Below are 19,232 nucleotides of genomic sequence, written 5' to 3' on the forward strand. Positions count from 1 at the left end.
GCTCACGATGCGGCCTCCGTTTTTTTGCGTGACTTCGGCATGTCGGCGAATACCACGCTGCCCTGCGGTTTCTTGCCGAACAACGATCCCTCCGATACCCCGCCCGAGCAGCCATTGCCGAATGTAAAACCGCAACTGCCACGGTCGTTGAAGCTGTCTTCGGCTTGTTCCTTATGCGATGAGGGCACCACGAAGCGGTCCTCGTAGTTGGCGATGGCCATCGTCAGATACATGTCTTCGACTTGCGCGGGCGTGAGGTCCAGGCCGTCGAGCAACGCAGGTTCCGCGCGGCCATGCACGACCTCGGCGCGTTTGAACGCGCGCATGGCGAGCATGCGTTTGAGCGCGGATGTGACCGGCGCTTCATCGCCGGCGGTCAGCAGGTTCGCGAGGTACTTCACCGGAATGCGCAGGCTCTTCACGTCAGGAATGATGCCGTCCATGCCGATATGGCCCGCGTCCGCTGCGGACTGGATCGGAGAAAGTGGGGGGATGTACCACACCATCGGCAAAGTCCGGTACTCCGGATGCAGCGGGAACGCCACTTTCCATTCCACCGCCATCTTGTACACGGGTGACTTGACCGCGGCATCGAGCCAGCTTTGCGATATACCCTGCGCGTGTGCTTCGGCCTGCACAGCGGGATCGTGGGGATCGAGGAACACGTCCAGTTGCGACTGGTACAGGTCTTTTTCATGTTCGACCGAAGCAGCTTCACCAATCTTGTCGGCGTCATACAGCAGCACGCCAAGATAGCGAATGCGCCCGACGCACGTCTCCGCACACACGGTCGGTTGACCGGCTTCCAGCCGCGGATAACAGAAGATGCACTTCTCCGCCTTGCCGCTCTTCCAGTTGAAATAAATCTTCTTGTACGGGCAACCCGAGATGCACATGCGCCAGCCGCGGCACTTGTCCTGGTCGACGAGCACGATGCCGTCGTCCTCGCGTTTGTACACCGAGCCTGACGGGCACGACGCCACGCATGCCGGGTTCAGGCAGTGCTCGCACAGGCGTGGCAGATACATCATGAAGGTGTTCTCGAATGTCGAGTACATCTCCTTCTGCACGTTCTCGAACAACGCATCGCGACTGCGCGACGAGAACTCTCCGCCAAGGTCATCTTCCCAGTTCGGGCCCCATTCAATCTTCTCCATCTTCTTGCCCGTGATGACGGACACAGGCCTCGCGGTCGGCGGCGTCTCGGACAGGCGCGCCTTTTGCAGATGCTCGTAGTCGAACGTGAACGGCTCGTAGTAGTCGTCAATCGCGGGCAGGTTCGGATTCGTGAACAGGTTCGCAAGAACCCTCAACTTCCCGCCCTGACGCGGATGCAGCTTGCCACTCGCGTCGCGGGTCCAGCCGCCGCGCCACTTTTTCTGGTTCTGCCATTCCTTCGGATAGCCGATGCCCGGTTTGGTCTCCACGTTGTTGAACCACGCGTATTCCACGCCATCGCGGGAAGTCCATACGTTCTTGCATGTCACGGAGCAGGTATGGCAACCGATGCATTTGTCCAGGTTCAACACCATTGCAACTTGTGCACGGATCTTCATGATGCTGCTCCTTCATTGAGCGGGCCTTCGAGCCACGCGATCTTTTTCATCTTGCGCACGATCACGTACTCATCGCGATTCGAGCCCACGGTGCCGTAGTAGTTGAAGCCATAGGCCTGCTGCGCATAACCGCCAATCATGTGGGTGGGTTTGAGCACCGTGCGTGTGACCGAGTTGTGAATCCCGCCGCGCATGCCGCTTGTTTCAGCGCCCGGCACGTTGACGATTTTTTCCTGCGCGTGATACATCAGGCACATGCCGCGCGGCACGCGCTGGCTGACCACCACGCGGGCGGTCAGCGTGCCGTTTATGTTGAACACTTCCACCCAGTCGTTATCGGCGAGACCGGCCTCCCTGGCCTCTGCTTCCGAGACCCACACATGGGGTCCTCCACGGGAAAGCGTGAGCATGCGCAGGTTGTCCGAATAGGTCGAGTGGATGCCCCATTTCTGGTGCGGCGTGATCCAGTTGAGCACGAGTTCGTGCTCACCGTTCGGCTTCGCGCCGAGCATTGCGGTGACGGTCTTTGTATCGATAGCGGGGCGATACACGCACGAGCCCTCGCCGAAGTCGAGCATCCAGCGATGGTCCTGATAGAACTGCTGACGGCCCGTCAGCGTGCGCCATGGGATCAGTTCGTGTACATTCGTGTAGCCGGCGTTGTAGCTGACTTCTTCGGACTCGAGCCCCGACCAAGTCGGCGCGGAGATGATCTTGCGGGGTTGCGCCTGGACATCGCGGAAACGGATCTTGTCGTGTTCACGGCCTTCTGCGAGATGCGCGTGCTCGCGTCCCGTGATCTTCGATAACGCTTGCCATGCCTTCACCGCGACGTGACCATTGGTCTCCGGCGCGAACGTGAGGATCATTTCGGCGGCGTCGATAGCACTGTCAAGGCGCGGGCGTCCATGACTTACGCCGGCTTCGGTAACCGTACGCGTGATGTTCGCGAGCTCGCCCACTTCGTGCGCGCTGTTCCAGTTGATGCCCTTGCCGCCGTTGCCTTGCGTATCGAGCAAGGGACCCACCGACGTGAACTTGCGATAGACGTCCTTGTAATTGCGCTCGACGACCGTCATGGACGGTGCTGTCTTGCCGGGGATCAGGTCACATTCGCCTGCCCGCCAGTCCTTCGGTTCGAATGGCTGGCCAAGCTCGCCGGGGGTATCGTGCATGAGCGGCGTGCAGACCAGATCAGTGCGCGTGCCAAGGTGCATGCCGCCGATCTCCGCGAATTTTTTCGCGATGCCTTTATAGATCTCCCAATCGCTCTTGCTTTCCCACAACGGTTGCACGGCTTCGGACAAAGGATGAATGAACGGATGCATGTCCGATGTATTCAAGTCGTCCTTCTCGTACCACGTGGCGGTGGGCAGAACGATGTCGCCGTAGAGGCAGGTCGTGCTCATGCGGAAGTCGAGTACGGTCAGCAGGTCGAGCTTGCCTTCGGCGGCGGGACGCACGGTGACTTCTGCAGGCAGGAGCGCGTCGCTTTCATCCGAGAAGAGGGCGTTTTGCGTGCCGAGCAGATACTTCAGGAAGTACTCATGTCCCTTGCCCGAACTGCCCAGGATGTTCGAACGCCAGACGAACATGTTGCGGGGGAAGTTGACGGGGTTATCGGGGTCATCGCAGGAGAACTGCAACGCTCCCGACTTCAGGCGGCCGACAACGTAGTCAATTGGTTTCATACCGGCACGCGCCGCTTCGTCCGTGAGGTCGAGCGGATTCGCACCCAGTTGCGGCGCGCTTGGCAACCAGCCCATGCGTTCGGACTTTGCGTTCAGGTCGAGCATGGCGAGGTTCGAGTACTTCGCCTTGTTCGCGGTCGGTGCAAGCACTTCGTCCAGCGCGAGCTTTTCGTGACGCCACTGGCTCGTATGGTTATAGAAGAACGACGTGCCGTTCATCTGGCGCGGCGGCTTCGACCAGTCGAGCGCGAACGCAAGCGGCGCCCAGCCGAATTGCGGCCGCAGTTTTTCCTGGCCGACATAATGAGCCCAGCCGCCGCCGCTTTTACCCACGCAACCGCACATCATCAGCAAGTTGATGATGCCGCGATAAATCATGTCGTTGTGGTACCAGTGATTGAGCGCAGCGCCCACGATCACCATGCTCTTGCCCTGCGTCTGATGGGCGTTGGTCGCGAACTCGCGCGCCACCTGAATCACCAGGTTGCGCGGGACCGTGGTGTGCTTTTCCTGCCATGCCGGCGTGTAGGGAACATCGTCGTCGTAACTGCTGGCAACGTTCGGGCCGCCGAGGCCCTGATCCACGCCGTAGTTCGCCATCTGCAAATCGAATACGGTGGCAACGAGCGCGCTGGTGCCGTCCGCGAGCGTTACACGTCGCGCGGGAACGCGACGTTCAAGCAACGCGTTGTGTTCGCTGCCGAAGTAGGGGAAACCGACGGCGACGACTTCATCGTGCGCGCCGCTGTCGATCAGGGAGACGCGTGGGTCGATCGCTCGACCGCTGCCGCCATCCTTGAGTTCGAGATTCCAGCGGCCGACCTTTTGGCCGTCGTTGTGCGCGGCTTCATTCCAGCGAAACCCGATGGTGCCATTCGGCGCGACAATCTCGCCGCTGTCGGCGTCGATCACGAGCGTCTTCCATTGCGCGTTGTTGGCTTCGTCGAGGTTATCGGCGAGATGCGAGGCGCGCAGGAAGTGATCGGGAACGAGCATGCCGTCGTTCTCGCGCAGCAGCACGAGCATGGGCATGTCGGTGTATTGCTTGATGTAGTCGCGGAAATACCCGGACTTGCTCGATGCGTTCGCGGCGTGGAATTCCTTGAGCACGACGTGGCCCATCGCCATCGCCAGCGCAGCGTCGGTGCCTTGCTTCGGCGCGAGCCAGATGTCGCCAAACTTGACCATCTCGCCGAAATCCGACGATACCGCCACGGTCTTCGTGCCCTTGTAACGCACCTCGGTATAGAAATGCGCATCGGGCGTGCGGGTTTGAGGAATGTTCGATCCCCACACCATCAAATAGGTGGAGTTGTACCAGTCCGCCGATTCGGGCACGTCGGTCTGCTCGCCCCAGACTTGCGGCGAAGCGGGCGGCAGATCGCAGTACCAGTCGTAGAACGACAGGCACACACCGCCGATCAGGCTCAGGTAACGGGAGCCCGCGGCGTATGACACCATCGACATCGCTGGGATGGGGGAGAAGCCAATCACGCGATCGGGTCCGAACTTGCCGATGGTGAACGCGTTCGCGGCCGCGATCATCTCGTTGGCGGTGCCCCAGTCGGCGCGCACAAAACCACCGAGACCACGAACGCTCTTGTAGCGTTTAGCTTTCACCGGGTCCTGACTGATCGACGCCCAAGCCGCGACTGGGTCCAGCGTTTGGCGTGCTTCGCGCCACATCTCCATCAGGCGGCCGCGGATCATCGGGTACTTCACGCGCTGTGCGGAATACACGTACCAGCTATACGATGCGCCACGCGGACAGCCGCGCGGTTCATGGTTGGGCAGATCGGCACGGGTGCGCGGATAGTCGGTCTGCTGCGTCTCCCAGACAATTAGCCCGCTCTTCACATAGACCTTCCACGAACACGAACCCGTGCAGTTCACGCCGTGCGTGGAGCGTACGACCTTGTCGTGCTGCCAGCGGTTTCGATAACCCTCTTCCCACTTGCGGTCTTCATTGACAAGCGCACCGTGTCCGTTCGAAAACGTCGACTGCGTGAGCTTGACGAACTTCAGGCGATCCAGAAAATGACTCATTGTTGTGTCCTGTGGCGGAAGGAGTGCGTCAGCAAGGCATGCTCGCGTTGCGGCGTGCGTAGCAGAACCACGTGATGGCGACGCACGTCACGTAGAAGGCGATAAAGACGTATAGCGCGGGAATGGCGGAGCCGGTCATGTCGAGCGCGGTGCCGAAGGTCTTTGGGATGAAGAAGCCGCCATACGCACCAATGGCAGCGGAGAACCCGAGTACGGCTGCGGATTCCTTGCCGGCGTCGTGGAGAGCCTGGCGTTGGGCCGCGGCATCGAGCCCCTTCGCGCGGCGCTGATGCTCGGTCATGAAGATCACCGGGATCATGCGGAAGGTCGAACCGTTGCCAATTCCGGTCAGCATGAAGAGCACGATGAACATCGCGAGGAAGCCGCCGAAGTTACCCGCGGACCCTATACCCGGCATGAACGAGATCACGCCGAACACGGCCGCGATCATGCCGATGAAGGTCCACAGCGTCACCCGCGCGCCGCCGAGATGGTCAGAGATCCAGCCGCCGACCGGACGCGCCAATGCGCCTGCAAGCGGGCCAAGAAAAGCGTAGGTGGTGGGGTTGATCGATGGAAATTGCGATTTGGTCAGCAGCGCAAAGCCCGCCGAGAAGCCGATGAACGAACCAAACGTGCCGATATAAAGCCAGCACATGAGCCAGTTGTGCTTGCGCTTGAAGATCACGGCTTGCTCGGCGAACGAGGCCTTCGCGTCGGCGATGTCGTTCATGCCGAACCAGGCCGCTACAGATGCCGCCACGATAAACGGCACCCAGATGAAGCCCGCATTCTGCAGCCAGATGCCGCGTTCGACGCCGTTGGCGACGAACGTCTGACCTTCGCCCGCGAACGAAGCGAACGCGGCCGTGGCGATCACGAGCGGCGTCACGAACTGGACCAGCGACACACCTAGGTTACCGATGCCTGCGTTCAATCCCGTGGCAAGTCCCTTCTGCGCTTTGGGGAAGAAGAAGCTGATATTTGCCATCGATGAACTGAAGTTCGCGCCGCCGAAACCGCACAGCAAGGCGAGCACGAGCAGCGTGCCATAGCCTGTTGATGGATCACGCAATGCAAAGCCCATGCCGATGGCAGGAATCAGCAGCGTGGCGGTTGAGAACGCGGTGAAGCGCCGGCCGCCGAAGATCGGCACGAGAAACGAATAGAAGATCCGCAGCGTGGCGCCTGACAGCGCGGGCAAGGCAGTCAGCCAGAACAACTGGTTCTTCGTAAAGTGGAAACCACCCTTGTCGAGGTTCACCACCACGACGCTCCATAGCGACCACACCGCGAAGGCGAGCATCAATGCCGGGATCGAGATCCACAGGTTGCGATTGGCAATGGTCGAGCCGCGTGTTTTCCAGAAAGCCGGATCTTCCGGTTCCCATTTTTTGAGGAGATAGTCGGACATGTTTTTATGGGTTGGGTTAGACGGATGCACGCGCCGGGGCGGCATTGCCATGCGAGCGGAAAGAGAAGGTCATCCAGATGAGGCTGACAGCAGTGGCGCCGAAAAGCAGCATGAAACAGGTGCTGCTCACGCCCGTCAGGTCGGCGAGCAGCCCAAAAAGAATGGGTAACGCGAAGCCGGCCAGACCCCCCGCGAGACCCACCACGCCGGATACCGCACCAATGTTGCCGGTGTATTCATCGGAGACGAACTTGAAGACGGACGCCTTGCCGATCGCCATTGCAATGCCTACGGTGAACATCAGGACGGTGAACACGGTGGGCGAGAGAGCGATGTTGAAGCCCAGCGGACCATAGCTTGAGCGCACGATGAAACTGGTGTCCGGATAGCTTAAAAAGAAGAAGCACGTAAGCACGGTCCACATCACGACCCACGTCGTTTTCCTCGCGCCGTAGCGATCGGACAGCCATCCGCCCACAGCACGAAGGACACCGCCCGGCAGCGAGAAGCAAGCGGCCAGCAACGCGGCTTGTTCAATATGGAATCCGTAATGATTGACGTAGTAATGCGGCAGCCACAACGCCAACCCCACATAACCACCGAACACGACCGAGTAATACTGCGAATAGCGCCATGCGCGACGGTCTGTCATCACGCTCAACTGGCTGGCGAAGCTCGGCGGATTGGCAATGCGATGAGCGGGATTCGTGGCCGACGTCGCCCAGAAGAGCAGGGCGGTCACGAGCATGGCGATGGCATAGACCTGCGGCACGATCGTCCAGGTGCCGGCTGTCACGATCAACACGGGTGCAACGAATTTCGTCAACGCAGCGCCCGAGTTGCCGGCGCCGAAGATGCCCATCGCGAGGCCCTGGCGGCCCTTGGGGAACCAGCGCGCCACATACGGCGTGCCTACCGAAAAGCTGGCGCCGGCGAGGCCCACCAGCAGCCCCAGCGCAATGAATTGCCAGAACTGCGTGGCGTAGGTGAGCATCCAGATTGGTATGACGGTGGCGAGCATCGTCAGGAAAAAGACGATACGGCCGCCAAAACGGTCGGTGCAGATGCCGAGCGGTACACGGGCAAGCGAGCCCGACAGAACCGGGGTAGCGGCGATCAGGCCGAATTCGGTGTCGGAGAGACCTAGCTGAGTCTTCAGCGGAATACCGAGAATCGCGAACATCATCCAGATCGCGAAGCAGATGGTGAAAGCGAAGGTGCTTGACCAGAGCACGCGCCAGGCGCGCGGGTCGGCGGTCGAGGAATCGTGGACGGCCTGGGTGGCTTGAGATTTGCGTGCGGCAGTCATGGTGCTTGCCTGTCGATTGAGTTTGCGTTCGGTGGGGAATCGACTGCAAGATTAGGGACTGCGCCAGTTGCCGCCCATTAGCCGTTGGGAGGGCGCGACCCCAAGTCGCTCCTCCGGCGGGACTACTCCGAAAGGTGTAAAACTTGGGGATGACTCGCGCGGCGGGAAGCATTCCCGCCACTGCGATGCAACGCAGCAATCCGCCTGCTGCACGAACAAAAGGATAAGAGGACAGATATGGCTGAAGACGACTTGAAGATCACTGTTCTACCGCAACAGTTTTCGATCGACGTGATGTTGGAGAAATATGCGAAGGGTGACGAAACGCGCGTTGAAGATATTTACCGTCGGGTCGCGCGCGGCGTGGCACTCGCCGAACCTGAGGCGCGGCGCAAGCAGGTGGAGGCCGAATTCTTCGAGAATTTCCAGCGTGGCGCGTTGGGGGCGGGCCGCATCATGAGCGCGGCCGGCACGGGGATCCAGGCAACCCTGATCAACTGTTTTGTGCAACCCGTGGGCGACGCCATTCAGGGCGTGGACGAGAACGGTTTGCCGGGTATCTACGTTGCCTTGCTGCAGGCAGCCGAAACCATGCGGCGCGGTGGCGGGGTGGGTTACAACTTTTCCGCAATCCGTCCGAAGGGTGCACGCGTGCATTCAACGGGATCGTCGGCGTCGGGGCCGTGCAGTTACATGGATGTGTTCGACGCGTCATGCAGGACCGTTGAAAGCGCCGGTTCACGGCGCGGCGCGCAGATGGGGATCCTGGATTGCTCACATCCTGACCTGCTTGAATTTATCGCGGCCAAGCATGTGAAGGGCCGCTGGAATAACTTCAACGTATCGGTCGCGGTGACGGACGAGTTCATGCAGGCCGTTGCCGACGATACAGCATGGCAACTCGTGCATCGTGCCGAACCGTCGCCTTCGTTCAAGGCATCGGCTGATGCGCGGCAGCGTGACGATGGTCTGTGGGTCTATCGCGAAGTGAAGGCGCGTGAGGTGTGGGACACCATCATGCGCTCGACCTATGACGTCGCGGAGCCCGGCGTGGTGTTCGTATCTCGCATGAATGACGACAACAACCTGCGTGCGGTGGAGACCATTCGCGCAACCAATCCCTGCGGCGAGCAGCCGCTGCCGGCCTACGGATGCTGCAACCTTGGGCCATTGAACCTGACGCGTTTCGTGCGTGAACCGTTCGCGCAGCGTCATGGAGGAACGCCGGTATTCGACTGGGATGGGTTGGCGAAAAGCACCCGCACTCAGGTTCGTTTTCTCGACGATGTGCTCGACGTAACGCTCTGGCCGCTCCCCGAGCAGGATCGGGAAGCGCAGGCGAAGCGGCGCATAGGCGTGGGTTTCACCGGCCTCGGCGACACGCTTGTCATGCTCGGGGTGCGCTACAACTCGCAGGAGGGCCGTGATTTTGCGACTCGCGTAGCGCGGACCATGCGCGACGAGGCGTACCGCGCATCGGTGGAACTCGCTCGCGAGCGTGGAGCGTTCCCGCTCTTCGATGCACAAAAGTACCTTGAAACAGGCACTTTCGCGTCGCGTCTGCCCGATGACATCAAGGCGGAGATCGAACGCGACGGCATTCGCAATAGCCATCTGCTTTCCATTGCGCCGACCGGCACCGTGAGCCTCGCGTTCGCTGACAATGCGTCCAACGGCATTGAGCCGGCGTTCTCGTGGACCTATCAGCGGACCAAGCGCATGGCTGACGGCAGCCGGCAATCGTTCGCGGTGGAGGACCACGCGTATCGCCTGTATCGCGAGCTGGGCGGTGATGTGAAGGCGTTGCCGGCGTATTTCGTGAGCGCACTCGATATGTCCGCAAACGATCACCTGGAAATGATGGCGGCGGTGCAGCCTTTCGTCGATACATCCATCTCGAAGACGGTCAATGTACCGGCCGACTATCCGTTCGATGCGTTCAAGGATCTTTACTTCGACGCCTGGCGCCGCGGCCTGAAGGGGCTGGCCACCTATCGTCCCAACGACACGCTGGGCGCGGTGTTATCGGTGACGCCGGAGACACCCGCCGTCATTGCATCCGATCCCTCGGACGCGGCGGACGCCGAGGTTCAACTCGACCCGTTACGCATTGCGATCGATCATCGTCCGCGCGGCGAGTTGCCGGCGATCATCGAGAAGGTGGAGTACCTCACGCAAGCCGGTAAGAAGTCGCTTTATGTAGCGGTGTCGTTCATGGAGATTACGGGGCGGCTGGGCGGCGAAGATGTCACTATCGAGCGTCCCATCGAGTTCTTCATACCAACCGGGCAGCGCGACGAATCGCAGCAGTGGATCACGGCGACCATGCGGTCGTTGTCGCTGGCGGCGCGGGGTGGTTTTGTCGCGCGCAATCTGCAGGATATGCGCAAGGTATCGTGGGATCGTGGTCAGGTGCGTCTTGGCGACGTCGAGCGTCCCGGTGGCCATAGGGCGCCCCGTTGGCACGATTCGGAAGTCGCGGCGCTTGCTTATGCGATCCAGCAGATACTGTTCCGGCGGGGTTTCCTCGATATCGAGGGTGGTCAGGTACCTTCGCGACAGCTTGCGCAGCGTCGGCATGAAACTGCGCAGGGGGGGCTCGCATTGGCGTCATCGGATTCGAGCGATGATGACATCACGCCGGTCGTAGAGGACAACGCGGATGCTGCCAACCCGCACGCGCTGCTGCCCATTCCGGGCCGCAAATGCCCGACGTGCGGCGCCAACGCGATGATCCGCAAGGACGGTTGCGACTTCTGCACAGCGTGCGGCGAAGTCGGGGCCTGCGGCTAAAGCAAAAGCGCCTGATCGCTTTCACCAGCGATCAGGCGCCCACTACGATTACCGCACTTTCACATCCTTGACGGCTCCGCGCTGCTAAAGCGCTCACTCGTTCAACCTGCCGCAGAATCGGTCCGTTCCGTTGCCTGACGCTCGCGTGTGACTTGCGGCCGGTACGGTTGCCATTGCGCTGCTTCCGGAAGCCAGTCGTCGAGCGCGGAGAATTCTTCAAGGGCTACTGATTCATTCATGATGGACTCCTCGATTTATTGAACGTGAGCGTTGCCGCTTTGCGTCACTGATCCGTTCGCGAACTCCACGATCGAACGATTACGTTGTTCAGCCGCGGCCGCGTCGCGTGCACGTTGTTCGTGCTGCTCGGCGATTGCGATTCCCGCCATGCTGCGCTCAGGGTACGTGTTGCGGTTGAGCGCGGGCAACGTGCCGTTTGCATACGATGCAGCCAGTTCGGCGCGCACTTGTTCCCGCGTCATCGTGCTTTGGCTGGTTACGACGGTTTGATAAGTGCCTGCATGCCCAATCCCGCCGTCAGCGAATGCGGTTGTGGAGACTATGGCGGAGATAGCGGAAAGCGAGAGTGTTGCGATAGCGGTTTTCATGCGTGCTGCTCCTGTCGTTTCATTCGATGAGCATCGAACGGAGTCGATGCTATCGGACTGATAGCGGGGCAGCGGGCGTCGGGACGATTAAGCCGAGCCGCGCTGCGACAGGACGAAATGTAGTCACACGAGCGCCGCGGATAAATGATCGTTAAGCGAAAAGATTAATCGCGCTGGGCGAATAATCGCGGGAATCGTTATGGGAAGGGGTTTTGAGAGTAAACCAGTATTGTTGATAGGGGCTTAAGCCCTTACCCGGGAGAGGGTCGAATGGATGTGGTTTTTGCTCGCGGGTTGTGGAGGGGGAGGTTAGTGGTCGGGGGTCAATTCCGGGTTGTTGCTTTCAGCGCTAGTGGACTGCTTAGGTTGGCTAATTTCTTTAGCACTATTAGCCACTGCGCGTGGCGGCGCGTCATTTCTTTGTCCAAAGCGACAAAGAAACGAAGCAAAGAAAGCGCTTTCAAAACGAGGGCTCGTAAGTTGACCTAGCGTGCAATTTCCACGTTTTTGGCACCCCAAAAGCAAGGTGCTCGCAAGAGCGACGGATGTTTGAACCCCTCCTTCTCGCGAATTCTTACACGCACACGCTTCGCCCCGTACGCTCTCGGGCAAGCACGCTTGCCAAGAAACCCGCCCGGCCCCACGCGTATTTACCGCTTCAGGTTTTCATGAGTTAGCCGCTTGATCGGCGTGATCGGTGCGATTATTTTTGTCGGTAGTGCCTCGTCTATCCGAGCGCTTTATTTCGAGGTGGGTTGGCGACGTGGTTCGGTATTTGTACAAATTCGTAGATGGTTGTTCGCGGATAGCGCGGGGTGCCCCTTGGGCAGGTTCAGTCACTGGTGGCGAAGCGTGTGGGTATCGGTGTTCGGAGAAGGAGGGGTTCACACATCCGTCGCTCTTGCGAGCACCGTGCTTTTGGGGTGCCAAAAACGCACAAAGTGCACGCTAGGTCAACTTATGAGCCCGCGTTTTGAAAGCGCTTTCTTTGCTTCGTTTCTTTGTCGCTTTGGACAAAGAAATGACGCGCCGCCACGCGCAGTGGCTAATAGTGGTAAAGAAATGAGCCAACGCAAGCAGACCACAAACCCCGAAAGCAGCAACCCGGCATAGACCCCGACCGCAAACGCAGGAACCTAGCAACCCACCGCCAACCCCGACCGCTAACCTAAAACCTATCCACCAGCGCGAGCGACCAAACCCCTAAACGACCACCTCAGCCGTCCCGGCAACATCCGGCGTCCCATGTTTGACGATGGATTTCGCAGGCGTAGCCGTCGGCAGACAGCGCTGCTCGGCGTCTTCCTGACCGGAAAGCAGAGGACACCGTTCGAATAACTCAGCGGCCCAATCGACGAACACCCGCACCTTCGGCGACAAATGCCGGTTATGCGGATACACCACGGAAATGGGCATGGGCAACGGTTTCCACTGCGGCAGCACCTCGATCAGTTCGCCGGAGCGCAAGTGCGGAAGGGCCATGAAGCGCGGTATCTGGACGATCCCCACCCCTTTAACACCACACGCGATATAAGCCTCGGCGTCATTCACGGCAATCTTCCCGCGCATCTTCACATCGACAGATTTCCCATCAACGACAAAATCCATGTCCATCACGCGGCCAGTGCGGCTGGAGAAATAATTCACGGCCGTGTGCTGCTGCAAATCCTCGATGGTATGCGGCACGCCATGAAGCTCGAGGTAATCCGGACTTGCAGCGGTCAGGCCCTGAAACACGCCGATCCGCCGTGCGACAAGACTCGAATCCTGCAGCGTTCCCACGCGAATGACACAATCCACCCCTTCCTGGATCAGGTCGACCGGTTTGTCGCCGAAACCGATCATCAACTCGATTTCCGGATAACGCGTGTGGAATTCGCAAAGCTGGGGCATGACGATCATGCGTCCGATCGACCCCGGCATATCGATCCGCAATTTACCGCGCGGACCCTTGCCGGTATTGGCGAACGAGCTCTCGGTTTCCTCGATGTCCGCGAGAATCCGCACGCAGCGCTCGTAGTACGCCGCGCCGTCGGGCGTCAAGTTGAGGCGTCGCGTCGTGCGTTGCAGGAGACGCACGTTGAGAAACGCTTCGAGGTTCTGAATGATCGTCGTCACCGAGGCGCGCGGCATGTCCATGGTGTCTGCTGCGCGTGAAAAACTATTGGTGTCGACAACCCTTGTAAACACCTGCATAGCTTGTAGCCGGTCCATTTTTCTCTCACCGTCAATGCTTTGCAGCTTCCGTAATAAGGATGCCGCTCAGACAGGAATGGGCAGTTTCGATCGCGATTGTTCAGTGCGACCGAATTGTGTTGCCGGATTATAGGCATTTATTTCAAATGTCGTTGCCCCCAGAATTCGTTCCATCGCAACTCGGGTGGGATGGCGCGGACGCGCTGAAAATAACCATGGCATCAACGCTGGATCTGGGCCTCTGCATAGAGGATGTTCGAATCGCGGGACATGCGCAACCCATAACCTTGCGCAGTTATCGCCCCGCCTCGGACGGCAGCGTCCTGCCGGTCGTGCTTTATTTTCATGGCGGCGGCTTCGTGCGCGGCACGCTGGACGATGCCGACGTGACGGCCAGCACCATTGCCCGGGATACCGCGGCGTGGGTCATCTCGGTGGGCTACTCGCTGGCGCCGGCTTTCCCGTTTCCTGCGGCGCCCGAGGATGGTTATCGGGCGGCGCAATGGGCTGTAGCGAACGCTCGTGCGCAACGGGCCGATGCCAACCGCATCGGGGTCGCGGGGCACGATGCAGGCGGCAACCTGGCCACGTGTGTCGCGGCCATTGCGCGGGATCGCGGCGACATCGCGATTCTCGCGCAAGCGCTGCTCGCGCCGTTGCTCGACCCAAGCATGACGCGCATGGCCGACGAGAACAAGGTGCGCTCGCCGGACATCTGCATGGCGGAGTGCGCGCAGTGTTATCGCGCGTATCTGCCGAACGCTTCACAACGGCTTCATCCGTATGCGGCGCCGCTGGAATCGCGCCGTCTTGCGGGCTTGCCGCCTGCGCTGATCGCAAGCGCCCAGCATGACTTGCTGCATATCGAGGCAGAGAAATATGCGGGCGAACTGATCGCAGCGGGCGTGCCGACGGAGGTCACGCGCCACGTCAATGCATCGCATAACGCGCTTGCTGCGGACCCGGCCGCTATTGCCGACGTGGTCGCGTTCTTCAAGAAACGGCTTCGTGCACGCACGCCTGCGCCGCTTCGCGACACTCAAAAAATTCAAACAATCTCAACGACTTAATCGGAGCAACGCATGTCCATCACTCGCAAACGTCTTACCGTCGCGCTAGGCGCCGCGCTGGTCGTCGCAGGCATCGGAACATTCACTGCCATGCATGGTTTCGGCCACGGCGACCTGCCGGTGAACGGCGCGGAAGCGGCCATCAAGCCGTCGGCGCCCGCCATGGAAGTGGATGTCGCAACCGTGGTCTCGAAGACCATCACCGACTACCAGAACTATTCGGGCCGCCTGGAAGCGGTCGATAAAGTCGAGATCCGTCCGCTCGTGCCGGGGACGATCGTCGCCGTGCATTTCGTCGATGGCGCGCTGGTGAAGAAGGGCGATCCGCTCTTTACCATCGACCCGCGCCCGTATGTGGCGCAAGTTGATCAAGCCGCGGCGCAACTGGCAGCAGCGCAGGCGCGCAACGGTTATACATCGACCGATGCCGCCCGTGCGGAGCGTCTGCTGGCGGACAACGCCATCGCCAAGCGCGACTACGACGAGAAGCAGAACGCTTCGCATGAAGCGGCTGCGAACCTCAAGGCCGCGCAAGCGGCGCTCGAGACGGCGAAGATCAACCTGACGTACACGCAGATCGTGGCGCCGGTGTCGGGCCGCGTGTCGCGTGCGGAAATGACTGTCGGCAACATCGTGTCGACGGGTTCCAGCGCGCCGCTCCTGACCACGCTGGTATCGGTGTCGCCGATCTACGCGTCGTTCGATGTCGATGAACAAACCTACCTGCGTTATCTCAGCCGCGACTCGCGTGCGAGCGTGCCGGTTTCACTCGGTCTCGCGAATGAAGACGGTTTCTCGCGCGAAGGCAAGGTTGCGTCCGTCGACAACCAGCTCGATACGGGCTCGGGCACGATTCGCGTGCGGGCACGTTTCGATAACGCCGATGGTTCGCTGGTGCCGGGCCTCTATGCACGCATCAAGGTAGGCGGCGGCACGCCGCATCCGGCGGTGATGATCGACGATGCCGCCATCGGGACCGACCAGGACAAGAAGTTCGTGATGGTGGTCGACGCGGACAACCGCGTGCAGTACCGCGAAGTCACGCTCGGCACGCTGAGCGACGGGCTGCGCGTGATCTCGAAGGGCTTGCAGCCAGGTGAGCGGATCGTGGTGAACGGCCTGCAGCGCGTGCGCCCGAACGACGTGGTGAAGGCCAATTCCGTAGCCATGGCGAGTGCGTCGCCAGCTAAAGACGCTTCATAAGACGCGCTTTAAAAGACGGGTTTTATAAGCGCTTAACAGCGGCTCCTCGTGTGCGTGGCATGTGACGGGTTCGTTCCTGACGGGACGAACCGGTCGGTGCTCACGCGCGCGCAGCCTCTCATGCAGATAAAGAAAACGTCATGAACATTTCCAAGTTTTTCATCGACCGCCCGATCTTTGCGGGTGTGTTGTCGGTGCTCCTGCTGCTGGCGGGCATCATCGCCATGTTCAAGCTGCCGATCTCCGAATATCCGGAAGTCGTGCCACCGTCCGTGGTCGTCCACGCGCAGTATCCGGGCGCGAATCCGAAGGTGATCGCCGAAACGGTGGCCTCGCCATTGGAAGAGCAGATCAACGGCGTGGAAGACATGCTGTACATGCAGTCGCAGGCAAACAGCGACGGCAATTTGACCATCACGGTGACGTTCAAGCTCGGCACGGACCCGGACAAGGCACAGGAACTGGTGCAGAACCGCGTGGCGCAAGCGCTGCCGCGTTTGCCGGAAGACGTGACGCGGCTCGGCGTGACGACCATCAAGTCATCGCCGACGCTCACCATGGTGGTTCACCTGAACTCGCCGAATAACCGCTACGACATGACGTATCTGCGCAACTACGCGCTGATCAACGTGAAGGACCGGCTTGAGCGGATCCAGGGCGTGGGCGAAGTTCAGCTGTGGGGCTCAGGCGACTACTCCATGCGAATCTGGCTCGATCCGCAAAAGGTCGCGCAGCGCGGCATGACGGCAACCGACATAGTCAACGCGATCCGCGAGCAGAACGTGCAGGTGGCCGCGGGCGTGATCGGTGCGTCGCCGACTCTGTCGAACGTACCGTTGCAACTGAACGTGAATGCTCAAGGCCGCTTGCAGAACGAAGCGGAGTTCAGGGACATCGTGCTCAAGACGTCGCCTGACGGCGCGGTCACGCATCTGGGCGATGTGGCGCGCGTGGAGCTGGCAGCATCGGAATATGGGTTGCGCTCACTGCTCGACAACAAGACCGCGGTCGCGATGGCGATCAACCAGCAGCCAGGCGCGAACTCGCTGCAAATCTCCGACCAGGTCCGCCAGACGATGAAGGAACTGCAGGCGGATATGCCGGCGGGCGTTGAATACCAGATCGTCTATGACCCGACGCAGTTCGTGCGCTCAAGTATTGAGGCGGTGATTCACACGCTGATCGAAGCCATCGCGCTGGTCGTGCTGGTGGTGATCGTGTTCCTGCAGACCTGGCGTGCGTCGATTATTCCGTTGCTGGCGGTGCCGGTGTCGATCATCGGTACGTTCTCATTGCTGCTGGCCTTCGGTTTCTCGATCAACGCTTTGTCATTGTTCGGGATGGTGCTGGCAATTGGGATCGTGGTGGACGATGCGATCGTGGTGGTGGAGAACGTCGAGCGCAATATTGAGGCGGGGCTATCGGCGCGAGAGGCGACCTATCAGGCCATGCGCGAAGTGAGCGGGCCGATTATCGCCATCGCATTGACGTTGACTGCCGTGTTCGTGCCGCTCGCGTTCATGTCCGGCCTCACGGGTCAGTTCTACAAGCAGTTCGCGATGACCATCGCCATCTCCACGGTGATCTCGGCGTTCAACTCGCTGACGTTGTCGCCGGCGTTGGCAGCATTGTTGCTGAAGGGCCATGACGAACCGAAGGACTGGCTGACGCGCGGCATGGATCGTGTTTTCGGTGGCTTCTTCCGCCAGTTCAACAAGGTCTTCAAGCGTGGTTCGGAGAACTACGGCAAGGGCGTGACGAGTGTCATCAACCGCAAGGCGCTGATGATGGGCGTCTACGTGGTGCTGCTGTGCGGCGCCGTGATGATGGGCAAGGTCGTGCCCGGAGGTTTCGTGCCGGCGCAGGACAAGGAGTACCTGATCAGCTTTGCGCAGTTGCCCAACGGCGCGTCGCTCGATCGTACCGAAGCAGTGATTCGCCAGATGACAGACATCGCGAGGAAGACGCCGGGCGTGCAAAGCGCGGTGGAATTCCCGGGCTTGTCAGTGAACGGTTTCACGAATTCGTCGAGCGCGGGCATTGTGTTCGTGACGCTCAAGCCGTTTAACGAGCGTAAGGGCGCGGCGCTTTCGGCCGGTGCCATTGCGGGCTCGCTGAACCAGAAATATGCGGCGATCAAGGGTTCGTTCATTGCCGTGTTCCCGCCGCCGCCGGTGTTGGGGCTCGGAACGCTGGGCGGCTTCAAGCTGCAACTGGAAGACCGTGGGGCGCTGGGCTACGCCGCACTGAACGACGCGACGCAGGCGTTCATCAAGCGTGCATCGCAGACGCCTGAACTGGGTCCGACGTTCTCCAGCTATCAGATCAACGTGCCGCAATTGAACGTGGATCTGGATCGTGTGAAGGCGAAGCAACTGGGTGTATCGGTCACCGATGTATTCAGCACGATGCAGGTGTATCTGGGTTCCCTGTATGTGAACGACTTCAACCGCTTCGGCCGTGTGTATCAGGTTCGGGTACAGGCGGATGCGCCGTTCCGCTCGACTTCGGAAGACATCGGCTTGCTCAAGACGCGTAACGCGAATGGCGAAATGGTGCCGCTCTCGTCGCTCGTCAAGGTGACGCCGACCTATGGTCCGGAGATGGTGGTGCGCTACAACGGCTACACCGCTGCCGACATCAACGGCGGTCCGGCTCCGGGTTATTCGTCGGGCCAGGCGCAGGCTGCGGTGGAACGCATTGCCGCTGAAACGCTGCCGCGCGGCATCAAGTTCGAATGGACCGACCTGACGTACCAGCAGATTCTTGCAGGCAATGCGGCCATGTGGGTGTTCCCGATCAGCGTGCTGCTCGTGTTCCTCGTGCTCGCGGCCCTGTATGAAAGCCTGACGCTGCCGCTCGCCGTGATCCTGATCGTGCCCATGAGCATTCTCTCGGCGCTGGTCGGTGTATGGCTCACGAAGGGCGATAACAATATCTTCACGCAGATCGGCTTGATGGTGCTGGTGGGCTTGTCGGCGAAGAACGCCATCCTGATCGTGGAATTTGCGCGAGAGCTGGAAATGCAGGGACGCTCGATCGTGGAGGCGGCCATTGAAGCGAGCCGCCTGCGCTTGCGGCCGATCCTGATGACGTCGATCGCTTTCATCATGGGCGTGGTGCCGCTCGTGCTGTCGTCGGGCGCGGGTTCGGAAATGCGCCATGCCATGGGCGTGGCAGTGTTCTTCGGCATGCTCGGCGTGACGCTGTTCGGCCTGATGCTTACGCCGGTGTTTTATGTGCTGTTGAGAAAGCTGGCTGGCGGCGAGCATCTCGTCGACAAGCATGGCCACAATCCGCACATGCGCGGTGTCAATGCTTCGCTCGAAGCATGAGAGAGATCGAA

The 19,232-nt window shown here is 60.4% G+C and carries 11 protein-coding genes; 4 read left to right on the forward strand and 7 right to left on the reverse strand.

All coding sequences use genetic code 11. The features are described from left to right. Positions 1-2: 2 nt before the first annotated feature. The 4 genes from narH to ACSOSP_RS39015 are packed head-to-tail and all read right to left on the reverse strand — an operon-like array spanning position 3 to position 8,016. Positions 3-1,556, reverse strand: a complete 1,554-nt coding sequence (narH, locus tag ACSOSP_RS39000) for a nitrate reductase subunit beta (RefSeq protein WP_455314340.1) — start codon at positions 1,554-1,556, stop codon at positions 3-5. Beyond that, entirely contained in the window at positions 1,553-5,293 is a 3,741-nt protein-coding gene (locus ACSOSP_RS39005; protein ID WP_455314341.1) for a nitrate reductase subunit alpha, read from the reverse strand. The genes narH and ACSOSP_RS39005 overlap by 4 nt, the downstream gene beginning before the upstream one ends. A 28-nt stretch (positions 5,294-5,321) precedes the next feature. Further along, positions 5,322-6,707 carry a NarK family nitrate/nitrite MFS transporter gene (locus ACSOSP_RS39010; RefSeq protein ID WP_455314342.1) on the reverse strand — a complete coding sequence of 462 codons (1,386 nt, stop codon included), beginning with the start codon at positions 6,705-6,707 and terminating at the stop codon, positions 5,322-5,324. Between the two features lie 16 nt (positions 6,708-6,723). Beyond that, the gene (locus tag ACSOSP_RS39015) at positions 6,724-8,016 is read right to left on the reverse strand and encodes an MFS transporter (protein ID WP_455314343.1); all 1,293 of its coding nucleotides are present in this window, start codon (positions 8,014-8,016) and stop codon (positions 6,724-6,726) included. 237 nt (positions 8,017-8,253) lie between these two features. Between ACSOSP_RS39015 and ACSOSP_RS39020 the strand changes: the two genes are divergently transcribed. Continuing rightward, a complete protein-coding gene (locus ACSOSP_RS39020) occupies positions 8,254-10,809 on the forward strand; it encodes an adenosylcobalamin-dependent ribonucleoside-diphosphate reductase (protein ID WP_455314344.1) in 2,556 nt (851 codons plus the stop codon). Between the two features lie 101 nt (positions 10,810-10,910). Here ACSOSP_RS39020 and ACSOSP_RS39025 read toward each other — a convergent pair whose 3' ends face one another. The 3 genes from ACSOSP_RS39025 to ACSOSP_RS39035 form a co-directional block, all read right to left on the reverse strand. Continuing rightward, a complete protein-coding gene (locus ACSOSP_RS39025) occupies positions 10,911-11,048 on the reverse strand; it encodes a hypothetical protein (protein WP_455314345.1) in 138 nt (45 codons plus the stop codon). Positions 11,049-11,063: 15 nt separating this feature from the next. Further along, the gene (locus ACSOSP_RS39030; protein ID WP_455314346.1) at positions 11,064-11,417 is read right to left on the reverse strand and encodes a DUF4148 domain-containing protein; all 354 of its coding nucleotides are present in this window, start codon (positions 11,415-11,417) and stop codon (positions 11,064-11,066) included. Positions 11,418-12,620: 1,203 nt separating this feature from the next. Further along, entirely contained in the window at positions 12,621-13,631 is a 1,011-nt protein-coding gene (locus ACSOSP_RS39035; protein ID WP_455314347.1) for a LysR family transcriptional regulator, read from the reverse strand. A gap of 197 nt (positions 13,632-13,828) precedes the next feature. On the opposite strand from ACSOSP_RS39035, the gene ACSOSP_RS39040 reads away from it, so the two are divergent. The 3 genes from ACSOSP_RS39040 (at position 13,829) to ACSOSP_RS39050 (ending at position 19,221) form a co-directional block, all read left to right on the forward strand. Beyond that, entirely contained in the window at positions 13,829-14,683 is an 855-nt protein-coding gene (locus ACSOSP_RS39040) for an alpha/beta hydrolase fold domain-containing protein (RefSeq protein WP_455314348.1), read from the forward strand. A gap of 12 nt (positions 14,684-14,695) precedes the next feature. After that, on the forward strand, positions 14,696-15,886 hold the full coding sequence (locus ACSOSP_RS39045) for an efflux RND transporter periplasmic adaptor subunit (RefSeq protein ID WP_455314349.1): 1,191 nt from the start codon (positions 14,696-14,698) through the stop codon (positions 15,884-15,886). Between the two features lie 140 nt (positions 15,887-16,026). Beyond that, on the forward strand, positions 16,027-19,221 hold the full coding sequence (locus ACSOSP_RS39050; protein WP_455314350.1) for an efflux RND transporter permease subunit: 3,195 nt from the start codon (positions 16,027-16,029) through the stop codon (positions 19,219-19,221). The last annotated feature ends 11 nt before the right edge of the window (positions 19,222-19,232 follow it).

This window comes from Caballeronia sp. KNU42, from assembly GCF_053760385.1.

Coding starts and splice junctions, on each gene's coding strand:
- narH (WP_455314340.1), bottom strand. CDS start 1,556: ATGAAGATCCGTGCACAAGTTGCAATGGTGTTGAACCTGGACAAATGC.
- ACSOSP_RS39005 (WP_455314341.1), bottom strand. CDS start 5,293: ATGAGTCATTTTCTGGATCGCCTGAAGTTCGTCAAGCTCACGCAGTCG.
- ACSOSP_RS39010 (WP_455314342.1), bottom strand. CDS start 6,707: ATGTCCGACTATCTCCTCAAAAAATGGGAACCGGAAGATCCGGCTTTC.
- ACSOSP_RS39015 (WP_455314343.1), bottom strand. CDS start 8,016: ATGACTGCCGCACGCAAATCTCAAGCCACCCAGGCCGTCCACGATTCC.
- ACSOSP_RS39020 (WP_455314344.1), top strand. CDS start 8,254: ATGGCTGAAGACGACTTGAAGATCACTGTTCTACCGCAACAGTTTTCG.
- ACSOSP_RS39025 (WP_455314345.1), bottom strand. CDS start 11,048: ATGAATGAATCAGTAGCCCTTGAAGAATTCTCCGCGCTCGACGACTGG.
- ACSOSP_RS39030 (WP_455314346.1), bottom strand. CDS start 11,417: ATGAAAACCGCTATCGCAACACTCTCGCTTTCCGCTATCTCCGCCATA.
- ACSOSP_RS39035 (WP_455314347.1), bottom strand. CDS start 13,631: ATGGACCGGCTACAAGCTATGCAGGTGTTTACAAGGGTTGTCGACACC.
- ACSOSP_RS39040 (WP_455314348.1), top strand. CDS start 13,829: ATGGCATCAACGCTGGATCTGGGCCTCTGCATAGAGGATGTTCGAATC.
- ACSOSP_RS39045 (WP_455314349.1), top strand. CDS start 14,696: ATGTCCATCACTCGCAAACGTCTTACCGTCGCGCTAGGCGCCGCGCTG.
- ACSOSP_RS39050 (WP_455314350.1), top strand. CDS start 16,027: ATGAACATTTCCAAGTTTTTCATCGACCGCCCGATCTTTGCGGGTGTG.